Origin of the sequence: Bradyrhizobium paxllaeri, from assembly GCF_001693515.2 — a bacterium.
Taxonomy (GTDB): Bacteria; Pseudomonadota; Alphaproteobacteria; order Rhizobiales; family Xanthobacteraceae; genus Bradyrhizobium; species Bradyrhizobium paxllaeri.
In genome coordinates this window covers 3,437,101-3,457,193 of sequence record NZ_CP042968.1, presented here as the reverse complement: position 1 = coordinate 3,457,193, position 20,093 = coordinate 3,437,101, and the positions used below count along the sequence as shown (strand labels likewise).

The following is a 20,093-nucleotide window of genomic DNA, read 5'->3' as shown; positions in this document are numbered from 1 at the left end:
GCCATGCTTTTCACCGAAAACGCGGCAAATTCAAGCCTTGGTGGCGAAAGTCAGGCCGCCCGGCCATGGCGGAACCGTGCGAGCACGTCATGTTGATGCTGCGGTCGCGGTCCAGTCACATTCCCTGCCTACGCCGGGTGTGCCGGGGCATAAACCATGCATCGGGATCGCGATAGTCTATTCTGGCGCAGCCGCGCTGCGGCGAATATCGTGGCAGCCGCAGGAGAGTTTGCGTGTTGGACAGCTGGATGGGGCGCGGCCAAAAGGGCTCCGATGCCCAGGACAAAGACAAGGTAGGGCTCGGCAGCATCCGCCGGCCGGTGATCGGACTGGCGCTCGGCGGTGGCGCCGCCCGCGGCTTTGCCCATATCGGCATCGTCCGGACGCTGGTGGCCCACGGAATCATTCCCAATGTCGTGGTCGGAACGTCGATCGGCTCCGTGGTCGGCGGCGCCTATGCGGCCGGACATCTCGATACGCTGGAAGAATGGGCGCGCAGCCTGCAGCCGCGAACCGTCCTCTCCTATCTCGACATCCGTCTGAACGGTTCCGGCCTGATCGGCGGCGCCAAGCTCGCGGCCGAGTTGGAGACCGCGCTGGGTCAGAGCCTGATCGAGGACCTGCCGGTGAAATTCGCTACCGTCGCGACCGAAGTGCGCACCGGCCACGAGATCTGGCTGACCCATGGCCCCATGGTGGATGCGATGCGCGCCTCCTACGCGCTACCCGGCATATTCTCGCCGGTCCTGGTCGGCGACCGCTGGCTGGTCGACGGCGCCCTGGTCAATCCGGTGCCGGTGTCGGCGGCGCGCGCGCTCGGCGCGGAAATCGTCATCGCCGCCAATCTTTCCAGCGACGTCTTCGCGCACTCCACGACGATCTATTCCCACGGCCCGACACCCGGCGTCTCGGTCTCGGTGATGCCGGAACCCGAACCCGAGCCGCGGAAACGCGGTATCGGAAAATTCTTCTCCGCGGAGCGCACGATGAAGCGTGAGTTCTTCGGCGGCGGCGGACGGCCCGGCATCTCCTCGGTGATGGTCGATGCCTTCAACATCATGCAGGACCGCATCACCCGCGCACGGCTTGCCGGCGATCCGCCGGATCTTCTGATCTCCCCCCGCGTCGGCAAGATCGGCTGGTTCGATTTTCATCGCGCCGACGATCTGATTGCCCACGGCGCACGCGCCGCTGAGCGCGCCATCGATTCGATCCAGGAAGCGATCCACATTCTCGTGCCGCCGACGACGGCGAGCGAAGCTGCGGCAGCGGCGGAAAAGGCCGAGAAGGAATAGCGATCAAGCCGTCTTGATATAGTCGCGCAGTGCTTCCTGCTCGGCCTCGTATTCCTGCACGCGGCTCTTGACGATGTCGCCGATCGAAATCAGCCCGACCACCTTGCCGTCCTCGACCACGGGCAGATGCCTGAACTTGCCGATCGTCATCATTTCCATGATGCCGGCGACGGTGTCGGACTCCCGGCAACTCACGACCTTGCGCGTCATGACGGCGCTGACCGGCTCCTCGAGAATCCTGGCGCCGCGCTCGCCCAACACCCGCACAATGTCGCGCTCCGAAATGATGCCCTCGAGACGTCCCTGGTTCATCACCAGCACGGCGCCGATCTTGCGCTCACCGAGGAGCTTGATCGCGGCCGAAACCTTGGCGTCCGGTTCGACGCTCATGATGTGATGGCCTTTGGTGTCGAGAATTGTGCGTACCGTCATTGTCGCCTCCTGAATCCCTATCGCGCCCCCGAGAGCCCGACTTGTTCGCGAGTCTTCAATCAACAGTTCCGCGCCGCGTTCGTTTCGGGCGCAGTTGGCAGGCGCGGCTGTCCTGCTCGGCAGCGGCTTTGGCTTGCATTGAAACCTGTGTGGATGATGGATGAAATCGTCCTTCGCCGCAAGCGGCGATCAGACGCGGCCAGCTTCGTCCGGCGATGAAGCATCTGCAGCATGCGGCATCGCACGCGGCACCGGATCGAACAGCGAGAACAACATCAGGCCGGCGAGGAATCCGCCGATATGTGCCTGCCAGGCGACACTGGCGCCCTCGGACCCGATCGAAATCGAGCCGAGGCCGAAGATGATGTTGACGCCGAACCACACCGCCAGAAATCCGAGCACGCGCCCGTTGCGCAGCGCGCGGGAAAGCGACAGCGCCGGAACTTTCGCCGCGGCATCGGCATCGCCCCGATGGAACGAAAGAAAGCTCCCCTTCACGAAGGCGAAGCGGATGGCGGCGGCCATGGCGCCGGACACCGAGGCCGAGGCGCCGATCATCGGTGCGATGGCGTGCTCATGGGTGACGAGATGGGCCAGCGCGCCCGCTGCCGCCGTCACCGCCATGAATACGAAGAACCTGACCGGGCCGAACCGGCGCGCCAGTGCGCTGCCGAACGGCAGCAACCACAATATGTTGAAACCGATATGGCTGAGATTGGCATGCAGCAGTGAATAGGTGACGAAGGTCCAGACCTTGGCGCCGGCCCCGCCGGGAAAGGTGATATTGAGCAGCGTAGAGTCGTAGCGCTTCGGAATGAAACCGAAGACGTCGATGGTCCAATTCTCCAGCTCCACCGGCAGCAGCACCCGCAAGTGGATCGCCGCGATCAACGCGATATAGGCCGTCAGCGCGCCGGGCAGCGTCAGGATCGGCTCACGCGGGGCGTCCGGCGGCTCGACCGGGGATGAGTACGACTGGGATTCCAAGGGATCCAGAACCTTAGCTGGTGCTTCGCGGCATATTGGCCCAGATAGGCGGCTTTGCCCGCCCCGTGCAAGTGCACAATCGGTCAATGTCCGGGAATTGGCACAGCGTCGATCCCGAGGCCGGTGTTGGGTCGGCCCTGCGTCGCGTCACTGCGTGCCGCGCCGCGTCCGGGACACGAGACCCCAAAATAGAAAAAGGGAGGATGCTGAGAACATCCTCCCTTGTCTCGTTGATCTTTTCGCGCCCCAGGAGCCGGGATCAGATCCCCACCCCTCCCCGCGCGATGACCAAACTGATTGACGCCGCCCGTGTACCAACTGCGCCGAGAATTCAGAGATAAGCCGGCGCCGACTGATGCGTTCCACCCTACGCGCGCCGCTCTGCGTTCGCCAACCTCATAGTTAATTTAACGTTAACAACGCAAAGCCGCGCCGCGCGCGGCCAAATCGCGTTGACGGCATGGACGCTGCAAAGCCTGTCCTGCACAACAGCCGAGGGAAGGCGTGTTGCGCAAAAGCGAGACAGAAGTGTCTCGCCAGGCAACCCGGGGGGCGAGGATAAGGATATGAAACACCCATCGAGCCGCGAGTTTTTCGCCTATTGGGATGCGAAACGCGGCGATGCGCGGGCGCCGGACCGCAGCGAGATCGAACCCGGGGCGGTACGCGAGCTGCTCGGCGACATTTTCGTATTGTCCTACGACAACGACGCCGGCTACCCGTTTCGCGTTGCCGGGACGCGCGTCTGCGCCCTGCTCGGCCGCGACCTCAAGGACACGAGCTTCTCCGCCCTGTTCACCCCGGACAGCCGCCGCGAGATCGAGGAAGTCATCACATACGTTGCGGAGGAAATGCTGGCGGCCATTGCCGGCATCACCGCGACGTCTGAAGACGGCGCGACGGCGCATCTGGAGTTACTGCTGCTGCCGTTCAACAACCGGGCGCATGCGCCGATCAGCCTGACCGGATTGCTGGCGCCGTTCGAAAACGACCTCGGCACGATCAGCGATTTCAAGCTGACGTCGTGGCGCTATCTGCACCGTCCCGAGAAGTTCGTCCCGCGCGCCCTGCGCAAGCTCGCCATCGCGCGCGGCTTCATGGTGTATGAGGGGCTGCGGTAAGCGGCAACCAGTTCGTCGGCCAGGTCAGCTAACCGAGCCGCGCATTGCCTGCAGGAGCGAACGTGTCTGTAGGATTTGACCTGCAGGCTCAACGAACCGCCGTGTCAAGAAATCTCGTAGACCAACACCTCGTCCTCGATGCCGCTCAACGCCACGCGTTTGAGCGACGGTTTTAACCCGTTGGACTCCAGCAGTGCCTGAGTTTGCGCGTTCTCTACCACGGACTTCGTCACGACGATCGAGCGCGAGGCCGCAAGGCTTTGAACGCGCGAGGCAATATTGACGGTCTGACCAAAATAGTCCTGCTGGGCATTGAGCGTGACCGCAAGGCACGATCCTTCATGGATGCCGATCTTCAGACGCAAGCTTTGATGCTGACGCTGGGCGCCGAGATCGCTCATCGCCTCACGCATGCGAATAGCGGCAGCGATGGCGCGGTCAGGCGTCTCAAAGGTCGCCATTACGGCATCGCCGATGGTCTTCACGACCGCGCCCCTTTCGGAAACGATAATCTCCTGCAGCAGCCGGAAATGCTCGTCGACGAGATCGAAGGCGACGAGGTCACCGACGCGCTCATACAGCTCCGTCGAGCCCTTCAGATCGCTGAACAGGAAAGTCAGGCTCAGAATCTTGAGACGTTGGCCGATGGCAAGTGTGTCGGTCCGGTAGAGGTCGCGGAAGGTCTGATTGGTGAGCAGACGTTTCGCGGTGAGAATGGGCTTGCGGCGATTGAGGAGGTTGTCCAGCGCCTGGTTCGCCATCCATACCGCCGGCAGCACACGGCTATCGGTACGGTTCTCCAGGGTCAGGCGAAGTGGCCCGGGATGCAAAGCAATGGTTTCGACCGGGACCTGCACCTTGTTGAAGACTACGGACAGGTTCTGGCGCCCGTTCGTCTCCCCGCCGCTGACTTCGAGGAATTGCGCCGCATGTGTCACGGGATCGAACACAATCAATGTGCCTGCCGGCAAGTGCAGGGAGAGGATGGCCCTCTCTCCCGGCGGCAAGTCGACGCTTTCAAGCGTGACCTCGTCCAGCACCTTCTCCAGATCCGCCGGAAGATCGATGGCCGAACTCCAAAAGACCTGGCGATAATATTCCGCCACGGACAAACCATCGGGGCTGTGGGCCGCGATCCTGCGTACGCGCGGGCTCACCGTGAAGGTCACCTCGACGAGGTTGTCCAGCGTCGTCTCATAGCCGGCGGCGCAGAAAGCGCAACTATACTGCCTCCTGTCCAGCGTCTTCAGGCTCTTGTTGGCGGAAAGAACGCCTGCGCAGCTCAGACACATGACATTCCATGTCATCTCGAAGATGCCAAGCGCCACCGCGTTCAATAGCGCCGCGACGACCCGTTCCTCGGAGAGGCCTTCCCTGGCAGCGAGGTCAAGCGCGTTCATCTTGTTCAAGGCATGATCCGGGGCGTCCCGCACCATACGCTCGAGCATATCAACCACGTCGTCACTGGCCGACTGACGCAGGGCCGCAAACAGGGTCTCTGCTTCGCTCATGCGACAATGCTACCTGAAAGAGTGCGGGACGGAAACTGCTTCGGCCTCACGCCTTCAACAACGACTCGTGACAATAACAGCCAGGGACATCAGCGGCCGCTGAATACGGCCGCCCGCTTCTCGAGAAAGGCGTTGCGCCCTTCCACCGCATCAGCACTCAGGCGGATCACCGCCTGTGTTTCGATCTCGCGCCGGAACTGGTCGGCATAGCTGGCGTGCTCGCTCTCATCGATCAGGCGGCGCGTCGCGACCAGCGCACGCGTCGGACCCGCGGCGAGCTTGCGTGCCAGTTCGAGCGCGCCGTCACGCAACGCCGCATCGTCAAACACGTCGCGGACCAATCCCCATTCTTTCGCCTGCTCGGCCGAGAGCGGCTCGTTGGTCATCATCAATTCGAGCGCGCGCTGCCGGCCGACAAGGCGCGGCAACAGCCAGGTCGAACCGAGATCGGGCACCAGCGCGATACGGCTGAACACCTGAATGAAGCGCGCCGAGCGCGCGGCAACGATCATGTCGCCCGCCATCGCCAGGCTGAACCCGCCGCCCGCCGCCACGCCGTTGACGGCGACCACGATCGGCACGCGGCACTCCCGCATCGCCTTGAACGCCGGCCAGTAATACTTCATCACACCGGCCGCGATGTCGTCGCCGAGGATCTGCGCGGCCTTGAGATTCTGACCGGAGCAAAAGCCGCGGCCGGCGCCCGTCAGCACCAGCGCCCGCACCTGCGGATCGTCGTTAACTTCACCGATGGCAATGGCGAGATCGCCCAATAGATCAGGCGTCATCGCGTTCAGCGTTTCAGGCTCATCCAATGTCAGCACCGTGACATTGCCATCACGCTCGCGCTTCACTCCCGGCATTTCGCAACCTCCGTTCACAGGTATTTTGGCCGGCCCGGCCGGGCGCGACAAACCCTGATGGTACCGGAAGAAGGACCTCGATCAACTGGCACAGAAATAGGCGATACCGCCATCACTGTGCCAATATCGGCGCAGTGATTGTTTACCCTGAGAGGAGCGAGCGTTGAGCAATCGCTGGGGTATTCTGGCCGTGCTGTTCATCGTGCGGCTGACCGTGGCGTTCCAGTTTCAGAGCGTCGCTGCGGTTGCGCCCTGCTCGGCGCCAAGTTCGATGCCAGCCTGGCCGATATCGGACTCCTGATCGGCCTCTATTTTACGCCGGGCGTTGCGCTGTCCTTGCCGGGCGGCGCGGTCGGAAAAAGGATCGGCGACAAGACCACCATATCAGGTGCGCTCGTGCTGATGTTGATCGGACAACTCGCCATGGTCCGGTATTGTTATGGGGATACAACCGGATTGTTGCGCCGCGACCGCAGTTCACGTAGTGCCCGCACATCCTGCAACCGCCGCTAACACATCGTTAACCCTGTCGGCCTTAGGGTCTTTCCGACGCCGAAGGACCGGCTGTCTGGTGGCAAGATGTCGTTTGCGCAAAAGAAAACAGTTACTGTCCCGTCCGCCGAGGAGCGACGGCGCTTTCAGCGCGTCAAGGTCCACCTGCTCGGCCGCTACATGCTGCCGGATCGGCGCGAATTTCCTTGCCAGATTATTAACATGTCGCCGGGCGGACTGGCGCTGCTGGCGCCGGGCATCGGCAATGTCGGCGACCGCGTGATCGCCTATCTCGACCATATCGGCCGGGTCGAAGGCAAAATCACCCGCATCATCGACAATGGCTTTGCCATGACGGTCGGCGCGACCGCGCGCAAGCGCGACAAGCTCGCCGCGCAGCTCACCTGGCTCGCCAACCGCGATATCCTCAACCTGCCCGAAGACCGCCGCCACGACCGTATCGTGCCGCGCAACCCGATCGCGCTCTTGACCCTCGAGGACGGCAGCAAGATGACCTGCCGCATCATCGACCTGTCGCTGTCGGGTGCTGCCATCGCCGCGGAGAACCGCCCGCCGCTGAAATCGCTGGTCATGCTCGGCAAGGTGCAGTCCCGCGTCGTGCGAAATCTCGAGGAAGGCTTCGCGCTGGAGTTCGTCCACGAGCAGGTCGGCGAGACGCTCGAAGACGCAGTTACCGCGCGGTAAAGCGCCAACCGGCAAAAAACCCTGATTTTTCAGCTTCAAAGGCGGTATCCGCGTTGCCGGATACCGCCTTTTGGCTGTTCGACGCCGGCCAAAGTCAGTTAACGCGAGGCGCTTTTGCCCGCGCAATCCCTGCGATTTGCAGCGTCACAGGAGTTAATCCGTAAAATTTGAATCAATTGCAGTTGTTTCAAATTTTAGTCGAATTCGATTCAAGTATAGATCGAATTCGTCGCGCCTTTTACTAGTATTCACGTCAAATGTACTTGCCTGACTTAGCGGCGGCGCAAATCCTTTGTGCGAAACGTGGTCCCAACAAGAAACGGGGGCCACGATGTTGTTCAGGGGACAGGGGAAGGGACTGGCGATCATCGCCGTCCTGTTAGGGATAAACGCTTCGATGAGCGTCTCGGCGAAGGCCGGTGACGTCCTCTACGCCAGCCTGGGCGAGACCGCGCGTTCGCCAATCGGCTGGGTCGAATTCTGCGCCGAGAACGCTGGCGAATGCCGCGGCGGCGCGTCTCAGCCGCGCGACATCGTGATGTCGCAGACGGCGTGGCGGGATTTGCTGCGGGTCAACAAGTGGGTCAACGAGACCATCAAGCCGATCACCGACATGGATCATTGGGGTGTGATCGAGAAGTGGTCGTTGCCGACGGACGGTTACGGTGACTGCGAGGACTATGTGCTTCTGAAGCGCAAGATGCTGATCGACGCCGGATGGCCGCGCGAGGCGCTGCTGATCACGGTGGTGCGCGACAAGAAGGGCGAAGGACACGCGGTACTGACGGTGAAGAGCGACAAGGGCGAGTTCGTGCTCGACAACCAGAACGAAAACGTCCTGGCCTGGACCGAGACCGGCTACCGCTTCGTCAAGCGTCAGTCGCAGAGCGACCCGAACGTGTGGGTCTCGCTCGGTGACAGCCGCCCGGCGGTCGCCACCGCCTCGTCACGCGATCGATAACAGAAGGAATTTACGAACCCGCGACCCGGTCACATCCCCACCCCTCCCCGTCCCAGACCGGTTCGCGCGCGGCCACCCTTCCCCCAAAGGGTGGCCGCAACTTTTTTGGGGTGCCATTTGCCGGCTGTCCACTTTTGTCGCCGGGCTGACAGTCGCTTTCTGCCGCGCGCCTGCAATATCCGCCTGCCATCGGAAGGCCGCCAACGGATTTACGAGTGCTCGCCCAAGCGCGATAATGCACAGGCTGAATCGTTGAAGGACGCCGCCGCCGATGGACATGCTGGTAAAGCTCTACGCGCTGCCTGCCTCCCGCGACGTGTTCGAGCGCCTGAGCAAAGCCGGCATCACGACGCGGCGCGCCCTGGCTCCGGAAAAGCACAAGGTTGTCGCCTGGGTCCGCCAGAACTTCAGCGAGGCGTGGGCCAGCGAAGTCGATGTGGCGTTTTCCCGACAACCGGTCTCCTGCTTCATCGCCATCAGGCAAAAGAGCATTCTGGGGTTTGCCTGCCATGACGCGACCTGTCCCAACTTCTTTGGACCCACGGGTGTGGACGCGAACGAGAGAAAGCACGGGATCGGCAAGGCGCTGCTCTTCAATTGCCTCGAAGCCATGAAGCAGCAGGGATATGGCTACGCCATCATCGGCGGCGTAGGGCCTGCGGAGTTCTATGCAAAGACAGTCGGCGCGATACCGATCGAGGGTTCCGAGCCCGGGGTTTATCGCGGGCTGTTGTAGCGCGGACATTCCGAGAGGATGACATGGCCGAACGCGAAATCGACGCCATCCGCAAATTGCTTGCGTCAAAGCCGCGGCCGGTCGGCTGGTCGGAACGGCGCGAGCGCCTCGACGAGGTCGGATCGACATGGCCGGTGGCTGCGGACGTTCGATGCGAGGCGGTCGATTGCGACGGCGTTGCCGGCGAGTGGTCGATCGTACCGGGCAGCGAGCTTTCGCGCGTGCTGCTGTATTTCCACGGCGGCGGATATTGCTCCGGCTCGATTGTCAGTCACCGCCGCCTGGTGACGGAAGCCGGACGCGCGGCGGGCACCCGAACCCTTGCGATCGGCTACCGGCTTGCCCCTGAACATCCCTACCCCGCCGCGCATGAAGACGCGCTTGCGGCCTGGCGCTTCCTGCGCAAGCAAGGCATCGCGGCGGCACGTATCGCCGTCGGCGGCGACAGCGCCGGCGGCAACCTGACGCTCGCCCTGATCAACCACCTGCGCACCGCCGGCGAGGCCTTGCCGGCCTGCGCCTGGCTGGTCTCGCCCTGGACCGACCTCACGATGTCAGGCAGCACGCTGCAGACCAAGGACGCCGTCGATCCCCTGATCCACAAGGCCTATCTCGACGAACTCGCGGATGCCTACGCGCCGCCGGGCGTCGACCGGAGGGATCAGCTGATCTCGCCGCTGTTCGCCGATCTCGCGGGCTTGCCGCCGGTCCTGATCCAGGTCGGATCGGCCGAGACGTTGCTGGCCGACGCCACGCGGCTCGCCGAGGCTGCGGGAGCGGCCGATGTCGATGTGACGCTGCAGATCTGGCCGCACATGATCCACGCCTGGCCGGTCTGGAATGCCAATCTCGAAGACGGCCGGCGCGCATTGGACCAGGCCGGCCAGTTCATCCGGGCGCATATCCGTTAGCCCAATCTGTTAGCCCAAGGGCGTGCTCCCCCACTCAACCCCTGATCGCGCGGGGTTTTGCCCGGAATTCCCCCGCCGCCCGGTAAATCCCGGGTTTTGGCAGCAGCATGGCTGTGCTATTTTGGAACTTCGGAATCGCGTCCGGATTTGGAGTCGCATGATCGAACTCACGCCCCGGAGTGCCAGCCCCATCGCGCGTTTCGGCGGACAGCCGATTGCGATCGCCGCTGTGGCTCTCGTCACTGTCGTGCTTGGAGTTAGTTCTATCGCCGTGTGGCGCGCCTATACCGGCAGCGCGCCCGAGACCGATCGCGCCGTCGCGGCCCGGCAGTTGCAGGCCCGCGCGGCGCAGGCGTCCGAGCAACTGGTCGAGAAGACCAAAGGCCTGGAAGCGACGCAGCAAGAATCGATCGATCAGCTGCAGATGGTGCAGGACCAGTTGCAGACGGTGCGCCGCCTGCTTGCTGCCCAACAGACCGAAAGCAAGAAGTTGTCCGAACAGGTCGGAACGCTCACGGAAGCGATCGAGGGCTTGCGGCAATCCTTTGCCAGCGCGCAGGCCACCGAACCCGCCGCATCGCCCGCGCCGCGCAAGCGGTCGGGCAAGGCAACGTCCCGCTCCGGTAGGGCGGCTAATCGGAGCCGCGCCAAGGCGCGCGGCTAACCGGCTGGCTGGGACCGCATTCGGCGATGACCCATGCCTGCGCGATCTGAGGGGTCCACGCGGCAATTTGGCCATTTTCAATCCCTATGGCGGCCGTGAACGACAACGTGCCCCCCGCTGCCAGGATATTTTCCACCGTTGAAGCGCCCCTTGCCGCAACATTTTTGCAGCTTTGTGAACTGGTTCACACATCACCGGTTGAATCCCGGGCATCCTGAAATTCACCGGATGGCGTGAGCCGATTTCAATATCCGGGGCTGGCAAGGTCGTTGACGGTATACTGCGTCGACGGCCTTGTTCTTTTGTGCCCGATTTTTGGGCGGTTAAATCCTGACGCCCCAAGCGGCTGACATCTCGCAAGCAGGTGATTTGCGTTCACGCCGGTTTGCAAGCTGAATGCGCCTCCCAAAAAAAGGAGAGCCGCCATGAGCGCCGAATCCCTGCCGACCTCTGATGTCATCGGGCTGACCAGGGTCGCACCATTCTCGCGGCGCGGCTTCATGACTGCGACGGCTGCCGTGACGGCTGGCTACACGCTGGCCGCCGGGCCGGTGCGTGCCGACGCGATCAAGACCGACACCAGCGGCCTCACGGCCGGCGACGCCAGGATCAAGCTCGCCGACGGCGAGATGCCCGGCTATTTCGCGCGGCCGGCCGGCGTCAGCAACCCGCCGGTGGTGTTGGTCGCGATGGAGATTTTCGGCCTGCACGAATACATCAAGGACGTGACGCGGCGCCTCGCCAAGCTCGGCGCGTTCGCGGTCGCGCCCGACTATTATTTCCGCAAGGGCGGCGACCTGACGAAGATTACCGAAATCCCGCAGCTCATGCCGATCGTGAATTCGAAGCCGGATGCCGAACTATTATCCGATCTCGACAGCACCGTTGCCTGGGCCAAATCGCAGGGCGGCGACGCTTCGAAACTGGGCATCATCGGGTTCTGCCGCGGCGGACGCACGGTGTGGGAGTATGCCGCCCACAGCGGCGCGCTCAAGGCGGGCGCCGCGTTCTACGGTTCGCTGGTCGATCCGCCGAACCCAGTCTGGCCGAAGAGCCCCACACAGCTCGCAGGCGAGATGAAGGCGCCGGTACTCGGCCTCTATGGCGAAGCCGACGCCGGCATTTCCGTCGCATCGGTGGAAGCCTTCAAGGCGGCGCTCGCGGCGAACAAGAAGACCGCCGAGTTCAAGATCTATCCCGGTGCCCCGCACGGTTTCCATGCCGACTATCGCCCGAGCTACCGCAAGGACGCGGCCGAGGACGCCTGGAGCCAGATGCAGGCCTGGTTCAGGAAGTACGGGGTGTTGAGCTAGCCGGAATCCGTGGCGTGAACTAGGGCGCGCTCATAAATCCGGCGCTTAGTTTGGTCGCACCTGATGTCGGCTCATCGCTCAACAGCAAGCACAAAGGCGGATATCGCCGGAGGTCGCCGAAGGGCCAAAGGACTAAACCGCTCGCGCGGTAGGGCGCCGCGGCTGGCGACGGAGCCAAGAGGATAGCGCAACGGGGCGTCCTGCCTTGAGATCGAGGGGTTCGACAACCTCACTCAAGACAGGAGCATCCCCATGACCGACGAGGCAGTGAGCCCGTTGCGCCGGCGCATGATCGAAGACATGACGATCCGCAAGTTCGCGCCGAAGACCCAACATGACTACGTGCAAAGAATCAAGAACTTCGCTGCGTTTCTCGGGCGATCACCCGATACGGCGAGCTTCGAGGATGTCCGCCGCTACCAACTTCACCTGACGGCGAGCGGTGTTGGCGTGCCGACGATCAACCAGACCGTCTCGACCTTGCGGTTCTTGTTCCGGGTCACGCTGAAGCGGCACGAGATCGTCGAACATACCCATATCATTCACGAGCCGCGCAAGCTCCCTGTGGTGCTTAGCGTCGAGGAGGTGGCGCGGCTACTCGATGCTGCACCGGGGCTCAAATGCAAGGCGGCACTGAGCGTGGCCTACGGCGCCGGTCTGCGCGCCACCGAGGTGGTCTCGCTCAAGGTCTCCGACATCGACAGCAAGCGCATGATCATCCGCGTCGAGCAGGGCAAAGGCGGCAAGGACCGTAATGTCATGCTGTCGCCGAGCTTGCTCGACCTGCTGCGGACCTGGTGGAAGGCGGCGCGCCCACAGGGCTGGCTGTTCCCGGGCCGCGATCCGGCGCAGCCGATGACCACGCGCCAGCTCAATCGTGCCTGTCATGCCGCCGCGCAGATGGCGGAGATCAGCAAGCGCGTCTCGCTGCACACCTTGCGGCACAGCTTCGCCACCCACCTGCTCGAGCAGAACATCGATGTCCGCGTCATCCAGGTGCTGCTCGGTCACGCCAAGCTCGACACCACGGCGCTCTATACCCGCGTCGCCACCAAGACGATCAGCGAGGTCATGAGCCCGCTGGAGCATATCGCGCTCAAGCTCAAGGAGAGCCGACCGCCCAGCTGACGCGCAGGCCGCTCGTGTCGCGCCCGGCCTTGGAGGTTGCGGATATCTTCCGCAACCATGGCCCGGCATGGCGTCAAGCCCATGCCGGCCATGTCAGCCTCGATCAGTTGAAGGTGATGTCGGCGATCGAGCGCTGTCGCACGGCGGCGCTGGGCGGCCATGTCGCGCGCTGCGCGGACTGCGCCTATACGACGATCGCCTACAACTCCTGCCGCAACCGGCATTGCCCGAAGTGCCAAGGCGCCGCCGCGAAAGACTGGCTTGCCGACCGCGAGACCGAGCTGTTGCCGGTGCCGTACTATCACGTGGTGTTCACGCTGCCGGCGGCCATCGCCGACATCGCCTACCAGAACAAGGCCGTGATCTACGACCTGCTGTTCAAGGTCTCGGCCGAGACCATGCTGACGATCGCCGCTGATCCGAAGCATCTGGGCGCCAAGATCGGCATCACCTCCGTGCTGCATACCTGGGGCTCGGCGCTCACCCATCACCCGCATGTGCACATGATCGTCCCGGGTGGCGGCATCTCGCCCGACGGCCAGCGCTGGGTGTCCTGCCGGCCGGGCTTCTTCCTCCCGGTGCGCGTGCTCTCCCGCCTGTTCCGCCGATTGTTCCTGGAGAAGCTCATCGCCGCCCACCAGACCGGCCGCCTCAGCTTCTTCGGCGAGAACATCCATCTGGCCGATGCGCGATCCTTCGCGGCCTATCTCGCCCCGCTGCGCAAGGCCGAGTGGATCGTCTACGCCAAGCGCCCGTTCGGCGGACCCGAGGCGGTGCTGGCCTATCTGTCGCGCTACACCCACCGCGTTGCCATCGCCAACAGCCGCTTGATTGCCTTCGACGATCGCGGCGTCACCTTCAAGTGGAAGGACTACCGCAGCGAGGGCCGCGATCGATACAAGCACATGACGCTCACCACCGACGAGTTCATCCGTCGCTTCCTCATCCACGTCCTGCCCAAAGGCTTGCACCGCATCCGCCACTACGGCCTGTTCGCCAAAGGCGCTTGTGCCGACAACATCGCCCGCGCCCGTGAACTGCTCGCCGTTGCAAAACCTGACGACCAGCCTACCGCTGCCGCCGTCGATCCCAAAAAGCCGAGCTGTCCATGCTGCGGCGGTCGTATGATCATCATTGAGGTCTTCGAACGCGGCGCAACGCCACGGCATCGGCCGACAGCTCCAGCGACCGTCATCAGGATCGACACCTCATGACCGCGTTACAATCCCGCAAATCTGCGCGTCGCGCCCGCTGCCCCTCCGCCAGCCACGGCAGAGCGCGCCCAGCTCTCTGCCCACCGTCGCAAATCGTCGGACAGCTTATGCAGTTCAGCGTCATCCGCCGCTCGTTCGTCAGCCGCTTCACCGTCGCACAACGCGTTGCTTCGGCTCGATCCCAATCAGCCAGCGCGCCCGCGGCACTCAAATTCCCATAGCGCCTGCCGCACCGCCGTACGTTCCCTTAAGCGCGGTTTCCTCCCTTGGAGGCTTTCGGACGCCGGCCGCCGAGCACGCGGCGCCGTCCCTCAAGCGGCCGGCATCCGAAACCCTTCACAGAAGCGGAAGTGAACCTGCTCCTTTGGCTGCGCCGATAGTGGTATACTCTTCGACGAGTTGCCAATGAGACGTGCCGGAGTTCTGTAGCTAAGTGCAGCAATAGTGCCGTCGGCGGGCGAGCACTACTCATTCATTGATATTGGATTTGAGGGTGCGATTTCGCTCCCTCTATTCTTCACCAGTTTCGGAGCCAGTCAGCCAAGTCTAACGCTTGGCTCCATTGCAGGGAGGGATTGATGATCGAGCAATTCAAACGCCGCGATTTTCTGACAGGTTGTGCGGCCATCGGCGGGGCCGTCGCGGCCGGCAGCTTCTCCTGCATCGAATTCGCCAAAGCAGCTGCGATTGACGTACCCATGGTGGACAAACTGTCGATCCGGGTGCTGATCGACGGAAGCCAGAATATCTTCGAGCGGCCGGCCAAGGTGGGGAACGTCTCGATCGAACCGGCACCACGGCAGCAGGACTATCGTCGTGCGCTACACAATCAATGGGGTTTGTCTCTGTACCTGCAGTCCCAACGCGGCAATGAGCAGCGCACTATCATGCTCGACTTCGGCTATACGCCGGAAGCTCTGCTCAACAATATCGAACTGACCGGCGCTGATCCCAGCAAGATCAATGCATTGGTCGTGAGCCATGGCCACTTCGATCACTACGGCGGCCTCATCGGCTTCCTGCAGAAATACCGCAGCGCGTTGCCCGCCGATGTGAAACTCTATGCCGGCGGGGAGGACAATTTCTGCCAGCGTTATAGTGGCGCACCCGGCGCACTGACCGAATTTGGCGCGCTCGATCGCCGCGAGCTGCTTGCAAACAAGGTCTCAGTCGTTCTGGCGGAAAACCCGACGGTTGTCGCCGACCACGCTTTCACGACGGGCAAGATCAAGAGGGCGGGCATCGAAAGAGTGTTGCCGAATACGCACGTTGGATTTGCTGTGAAGGATGGTCTCGGCTGTAACGCGAGCCACTACCTGCCAGCGGAGATGGTAGGTAAGATCGTTCCGGACGAGCACATCCACGAGCACGCCACCTGTTTCAATGTAAAAGACCGCGGGCTCGTGGTGATCAGCTCCTGCGGTCACGTCGGCATCGTCAATTCGGTCCGGCAGGCACAGGAAGTTTCCGGCGTGCAGAAGATACATGCTATCGTCGGTGGCTTCCATCTCGGGCCGGCACCCGAGGACTATCTCAATCAAGTTGTCGCCGAGATCAAAAAGCTCGAACCGGATGTGATTATCCCGATGCATTGTAGCGGCGACAACTTCGCTCGCGCCGTGCGCGCGCAGCTGCCGGACAGACTGCTAGTTTCGACAACCGGCGTCCGTATGACCATGGGCGCAGGATGAAGAGTCAGGTGCTTGTCGCCTCGGTCCTAGCCGCGGTGCTGCTCGGTGCGGCGCCCATGACGCACGCGCAGGGCGAACGCAGCGCCGGCGAACTGATGGACGCTGTGATGTTTGGCAAGGAGCCGATCGGCGGCCCCTTCACTCTCGTCGATCACACCGGCAAGCCTCGTACGGACGCGGATTTCCGTGGCAAGCTAATGCTCATCTATTTCGGGTTCAGCTTCTGTCCGGACGTCTGCCCGACCGATCTGATGGCGATCGGGCAGGCCGTCGACAAACTTGGCCCCGGCGGCGACGCAGTGCAGCCGTTATTTGTCACTGTCGATCCCGACCGGGATACGCCTGCGCATCTCGCCGACTACGTGCCGTTCTTTCACTCGCGCCTGCTCGGCCTGACGGGCGATGCTGCGCAAGTTCGCGACGCCGCGCGCTTGTATCGGGTCTTCTACACCAAGGTCGCAATTGAGGGCGCCGCAGAATACACTGTCGATCATTCCGGTTTCATCTATCTGATGGATCGCGACGGCAAGTATCTCGGGTTCTTCCCGCCGGGCACCCCTCCGGATCGGATGGTCGCGGTCATCAAGCCTCATCTCTCAGCCGAACGCTAAAGGCTACCGCCGTGAACCCTTTTGTCTCGACCCTGAGGTCCGCTTCGGGTCATTTCAAGAACTCGTTGGGTGAGTACACTACGTACGCCTTGCCCCGATAAGCGGGCTTCGCTGCAGTGTCCTGCAAGGTCAGAAGAGGGCCAGAAGTTGACCTCGGCGGCGCTGGCTCTAGACGTCTCTAAGCTTGAAGGGCGATGCGCCGATCCCATGCCCCCGTGCAATGCGTGTAACAATCGGCGCGAGGCTAGGGAACCGTGTGCCGCGGGCAACAGTTGCCCCCGCGACGAAGCGAAGTGGCGCCGTCGGACGTTGATAGTTCAGGACGGCGCGGTGTATGTTCACTTTCCAGGCTGAACCATCGGCAGACTTGAGGGCGAAGGAAGGGCCATGCGCGCTTTGATCCTAGCATTGTGTATCCTGGCGATCGTCGACAGCGCGCACTTTGCTACGGCGGGTCTGAGTAGCACACCTCGCGAAACGTTGGCACCCGCCGAAACGGCAATCGCTACCGACGAAGCGACTCAGGAGACTGAGGAACAGATCGGCCTCACCAAGGCGGAGCGTCGTGGAGTGCAACGTGGGCTAACCAAGCTCGGGTTCAAGACCAAGGTCAATGGGAAGTTCGACGAATCGACTCGCGCCGTCATCGCGCGCTGGCAGGAGGACCAGGGCTACCCTACGACTGGCTTCCTCAACGCCGCCCAGCACAGGGTACTAACGGACGCCGCGGCACAGACTAGCAAATCTGGCGATCAAGACCGTCGTCGCGCTGGGAGCCGTACTCGCCATTCACGTGGCATCGGCGGCCCAATCGGCGCGATCGGCAGCGCGGTGCACGGCGTTGTGGGGGGTGTGGTGGGCGGACTATTCCGCAGGTGACTCGTCCAGCCTCAAGATAGTAGGAAAGGCGCCTAAGCAGCCTACTCAGGGCATGCGCGTGGCTAGGGGCCGGAGGGTGATAAGCCGCCCTCGTCTATTGCAGGAGGTCAAACGCAGCCACCAGCAACACAGACGACGCGATCCCGATGGTGATCACCCGCAGCATATCTTTGCGCTCGAATGGCGTCATCGTGCGCACTCCATCTACTCTACTGGCACCAGAGGTCCCGACGCAGAAGGCTGGTTATCCCTGCGCCGGGACCACTCGATCCGCCGATCTGTGTCAGGGGGCTGGGAACGATGAAATCGAGCATTCCAAGTCAAACACAACCCTAGCGGAATACAAGGACAGTTTGCACCAAACACATCGCAAGATTGTGAACTAGTACACCCCAATCTTAGGCTACGTGGGAACCGAGCGGCCGCGCAACAGCTTCGCTCCAGCGCCGCGACCCTTGCCGGCCTTGCGCGAGACACGGCCTCGGAGAAAGTCGGTGTGTCGCAGCAAGCCATAAAAGCCGTTGCAGGGCGTGGGACGCGACTTCCGTTCTGGGTCACCAGTAGTAGTGCTTGAGCCGATCAGAAGTTTCCCGCTCGGCCCTCAGAAGCCGACATTGCCTCTATGAGTCACGTCCTAGCGGCCCTCAATAGCTGACCGATGCCTGCACCGATACACGCCAGGACCCGGCCGGGGTGTGGAGGCCGTCGGTCAAGGCCCTCGCCGCCAGCAGTTTGGAATTGAAGTTCGCTCCGGCCGCAAAGTCGAATCCGGCGCCGACCGAGGACAGCGTGGAGTCGCGGCGGGAAAAGAGATCCCGCCCCCAGCCGACATCGGCCAGCAGGAACGGCGCCAGCGTGCCCGGCATCCAGGAAGGCATGTTGGGTATCGAGGCATAGAGCGAATTGCGCAGGATCAGGGCCTGGTCGACCGAGCCGTCCTCGGTCACATAACCGCGCACGGCCTGGATGCCGCCGAGCCCGATGCGCTCGGTGTCCGGAAGCGGCTTGGACGACGCCAGCATGGACACTTCCGATTTCAGCGACAGGCCCATCGGCAGCGGCGTCACGCGGCCATACTCGAGCGTCACGAGATTGGTTTGCGTGTCGGTGACGCGGCCGTTGGTGAAGGCGCTCCAGGCGTTCGAATTGTTGTAGGGCAGAATGCCGCCGGGATTGGACTTGAAGCGGACATCGAGGTTGTTGGTGCCCAGATCGTCGGACCAGCGCCCGTTCCATCCCACCACCAATTGGGCGACGTCGGCGCTGCCCTCCGCGACCGGCGTACCATCGAAGATGGTCGTACGCAGCTGGTGCTTGAGTTCGACGCCGCCCAGGAGATCGCCGATCGTCGGCGGCAGCAGATCGGACAGCGCGGTGCGAACGATCGCCGAGGCCTGGCTGGTTTCGGTCTTGATCCGGAACAGATTGTTCGGCCGCTCATTGGTCAGCACATGATCGCCGACCACTTCAAGACTCGTGCGCAATCCGAGCGGCGTCAGCAGCCGCCCCGCCTGGCTGACATACTGGGCGTCGTCGGGCCGGTAGAACAGCCCCTCATTCATCCAGAAATTGCTGCTGCCGGTGAGCTGATAGGATGCGACGATATCGGCGGACGGCGCCCCGCTGACGCCGACATAATAACGATTGCGGTCGGTCAGCAGCGTGCCGCTGTTGGCATAGCCGGCATACACTTGCCACGGCTTGCGGTCGGTCACCTGGATGTTGACGTCGGTCATGCCGAGATCCTTGCCGGGACCGAACACCGCTTCGACCTGTCGAAACGGATGGCGGTTGGCCCAGTCGAGATCGGTCTCGAGCTTGCGCGCATCGATTTCCTGTCCGGGGACAAGGCGGATGCGGCTTGGCGGATAGCTTTCGGGCGCCGCCCCCGCCACCTTGATGTTGGCGACCTTGAAGGGGATCACGCGCAGTTGCAGCACACCGGTCGATACTTCCTGCGGCGGCAGCGTGATCGACACGAACGGCCGCCCGGCATCGCGGTAGGCTGCGGCTACGGCCGCTTGCACCTCGGCAATGACCTTGCGGCTGAGCGGCTGATCGAGAAACGAGGTGAGTCGCTCGCGCAAGCCGGCGGCGTCGATGCCGCTGACCTGCTCCACATCGATACCCTTCACGCCGCTTATCGGCTTCGCGCCGCCGATTGCTCCAATCAAGACGATGGCTTGAACGTTCACGCCGAGCGGCGTGGCATCGTCGCTCTTCAGCAGATCGTCGGTGCCGATCTTGATCGTCGGCGCACGACGCGCCGGCTCCGGCGGCAGATTGCGCTCCACGATTTGCGCCTGCGCGATGCTGCCCGGCACGACTGCAACAGCGCAGGCCACGAGCAGCGCGCAGCGTCTGTCGATTGCGCTCTCATGACGCGCGGATGTTCGCATCCGCTGTGTCTGCGATCTGAAATGTTTGGACAGCGCCAGCATCATGACGACCGGAGCCTGTCAGAGCTTCGCGATGTCGACATGTAAGTCCGCATGAGGCTGCACGCTTCCGACGTTCTGTCGCACACGGCGAACAATGAAGAAGTCAACCAATATGGTTTCTGGATTAATAACGGTTTA

Annotated in this window: 19 protein-coding genes; 14 read left to right on the top strand and 5 right to left on the bottom strand. The window is 62.8% G+C overall.

What is annotated here, in order from left to right:
• The first annotated feature begins 233 nt into the window (after positions 1-233).
• Entirely contained in the window at positions 234-1,295 is a 1,062-nt protein-coding gene (locus LMTR21_RS16310) for a patatin-like phospholipase family protein (RefSeq protein ID WP_065755572.1), read from the top strand.
• A 3-nt stretch (positions 1,296-1,298) separates the two neighbouring features.
• Here LMTR21_RS16310 and LMTR21_RS16305 read toward each other — a convergent pair whose 3' ends face one another.
• Complete coding sequence (locus tag LMTR21_RS16305) at positions 1,299-1,727, bottom strand: CBS domain-containing protein (RefSeq protein ID WP_065755571.1); 429 nt, start codon at positions 1,725-1,727, stop codon at positions 1,299-1,301.
• 189 nt (positions 1,728-1,916) lie between these two features.
• Positions 1,917-2,714, bottom strand: a complete 798-nt coding sequence (locus LMTR21_RS16300) for a rhomboid family intramembrane serine protease (RefSeq protein WP_187399359.1) — start codon at positions 2,712-2,714, stop codon at positions 1,917-1,919.
• A 566-nt stretch (positions 2,715-3,280) separates the two neighbouring features.
• Here LMTR21_RS16300 and LMTR21_RS16295 point away from each other — a divergent pair.
• Entirely contained in the window at positions 3,281-3,835 is a 555-nt protein-coding gene (locus LMTR21_RS16295) for a PAS domain-containing protein (protein WP_065755570.1), read from the top strand.
• Positions 3,836-3,939: 104 nt separating this feature from the next.
• Here LMTR21_RS16295 and LMTR21_RS16290 read toward each other — a convergent pair whose 3' ends face one another.
• On the bottom strand, positions 3,940-5,346 hold the full coding sequence (locus tag LMTR21_RS16290; protein ID WP_065755569.1) for an adenylate/guanylate cyclase domain-containing protein: 1,407 nt from the start codon (positions 5,344-5,346) through the stop codon (positions 3,940-3,942).
• A gap of 89 nt (positions 5,347-5,435) precedes the next feature.
• On the bottom strand, positions 5,436-6,209 hold the full coding sequence (locus tag LMTR21_RS16285) for an enoyl-CoA hydratase-related protein (protein WP_065755568.1): 774 nt from the start codon (positions 6,207-6,209) through the stop codon (positions 5,436-5,438).
• A 138-nt stretch (positions 6,210-6,347) separates the two neighbouring features.
• Here LMTR21_RS16285 and LMTR21_RS40875 point away from each other — a divergent pair, with 138 nt between their 5' ends.
• From LMTR21_RS40875 to LMTR21_RS16225, 12 genes are all read left to right on the top strand, one after another.
• Entirely contained in the window at positions 6,348-6,722 is a 375-nt protein-coding gene (locus LMTR21_RS40875; RefSeq protein ID WP_246175588.1) for a hypothetical protein, read from the top strand.
• Positions 6,723-6,788: 66 nt separating this feature from the next.
• Positions 6,789-7,406: a PilZ domain-containing protein gene (locus LMTR21_RS16275; protein ID WP_057837294.1), complete on the top strand. Its 618-nt coding sequence runs from the start codon at positions 6,789-6,791 to the stop codon at positions 7,404-7,406.
• A gap of 397 nt (positions 7,407-7,803) precedes the next feature.
• Positions 7,804-8,367 carry a transglutaminase-like cysteine peptidase gene (locus LMTR21_RS16270; RefSeq protein WP_430642552.1) on the top strand — a complete coding sequence of 188 codons (564 nt, stop codon included), beginning with the start codon at positions 7,804-7,806 and terminating at the stop codon, positions 8,365-8,367.
• Between the two features lie 271 nt (positions 8,368-8,638).
• The gene (locus LMTR21_RS16265) at positions 8,639-9,103 is read left to right on the top strand and encodes a GNAT family N-acetyltransferase (RefSeq protein WP_065755566.1); all 465 of its coding nucleotides are present in this window, start codon (positions 8,639-8,641) and stop codon (positions 9,101-9,103) included.
• Positions 9,104-9,126: 23 nt separating this feature from the next.
• Positions 9,127-10,014 (top strand): alpha/beta hydrolase, encoded by an 888-nt coding sequence (locus LMTR21_RS16260; protein ID WP_065755565.1) that lies wholly within the window; start codon positions 9,127-9,129, stop codon positions 10,012-10,014.
• A 157-nt stretch (positions 10,015-10,171) separates the two neighbouring features.
• On the top strand, positions 10,172-10,678 hold the full coding sequence (locus LMTR21_RS16255) for a hypothetical protein (protein WP_065755564.1): 507 nt from the start codon (positions 10,172-10,174) through the stop codon (positions 10,676-10,678).
• A gap of 425 nt (positions 10,679-11,103) precedes the next feature.
• Positions 11,104-11,991, top strand: a complete 888-nt coding sequence (locus tag LMTR21_RS16250) for a dienelactone hydrolase family protein (protein WP_065755563.1) — start codon at positions 11,104-11,106, stop codon at positions 11,989-11,991.
• 252 nt (positions 11,992-12,243) lie between these two features.
• Positions 12,244-13,119: a tyrosine-type recombinase/integrase gene (locus tag LMTR21_RS16245; RefSeq protein ID WP_187399165.1), complete on the top strand. Its 876-nt coding sequence runs from the start codon at positions 12,244-12,246 to the stop codon at positions 13,117-13,119.
• 14 nt (positions 13,120-13,133) lie between these two features.
• Positions 13,134-14,333 carry an IS91 family transposase gene (locus LMTR21_RS16240; RefSeq protein WP_065756975.1) on the top strand — a complete coding sequence of 400 codons (1,200 nt, stop codon included), beginning with the start codon at positions 13,134-13,136 and terminating at the stop codon, positions 14,331-14,333.
• Between the two features lie 578 nt (positions 14,334-14,911).
• Positions 14,912-16,024 carry an MBL fold metallo-hydrolase gene (locus tag LMTR21_RS16235; RefSeq protein ID WP_065756096.1) on the top strand — a complete coding sequence of 371 codons (1,113 nt, stop codon included), beginning with the start codon at positions 14,912-14,914 and terminating at the stop codon, positions 16,022-16,024.
• A gap of 35 nt (positions 16,025-16,059) precedes the next feature.
• Positions 16,060-16,635, top strand: coding sequence for an SCO family protein (locus LMTR21_RS16230; RefSeq protein ID WP_347339175.1), 576 nt, complete (start codon positions 16,060-16,062; stop codon positions 16,633-16,635).
• Between the two features lie 387 nt (positions 16,636-17,022).
• Complete coding sequence (locus LMTR21_RS16225; protein WP_065756094.1) at positions 17,023-17,514, top strand: peptidoglycan-binding domain-containing protein; 492 nt, start codon at positions 17,023-17,025, stop codon at positions 17,512-17,514.
• Between the two features lie 644 nt (positions 17,515-18,158).
• Here LMTR21_RS16225 and LMTR21_RS16220 read toward each other — a convergent pair.
• Positions 18,159-19,913 carry a ShlB/FhaC/HecB family hemolysin secretion/activation protein gene (locus LMTR21_RS16220; RefSeq protein WP_187399358.1) on the bottom strand — a complete coding sequence of 585 codons (1,755 nt, stop codon included), beginning with the start codon at positions 19,911-19,913 and terminating at the stop codon, positions 18,159-18,161.
• Between the last annotated feature and the right edge of the window lie 180 nt (positions 19,914-20,093).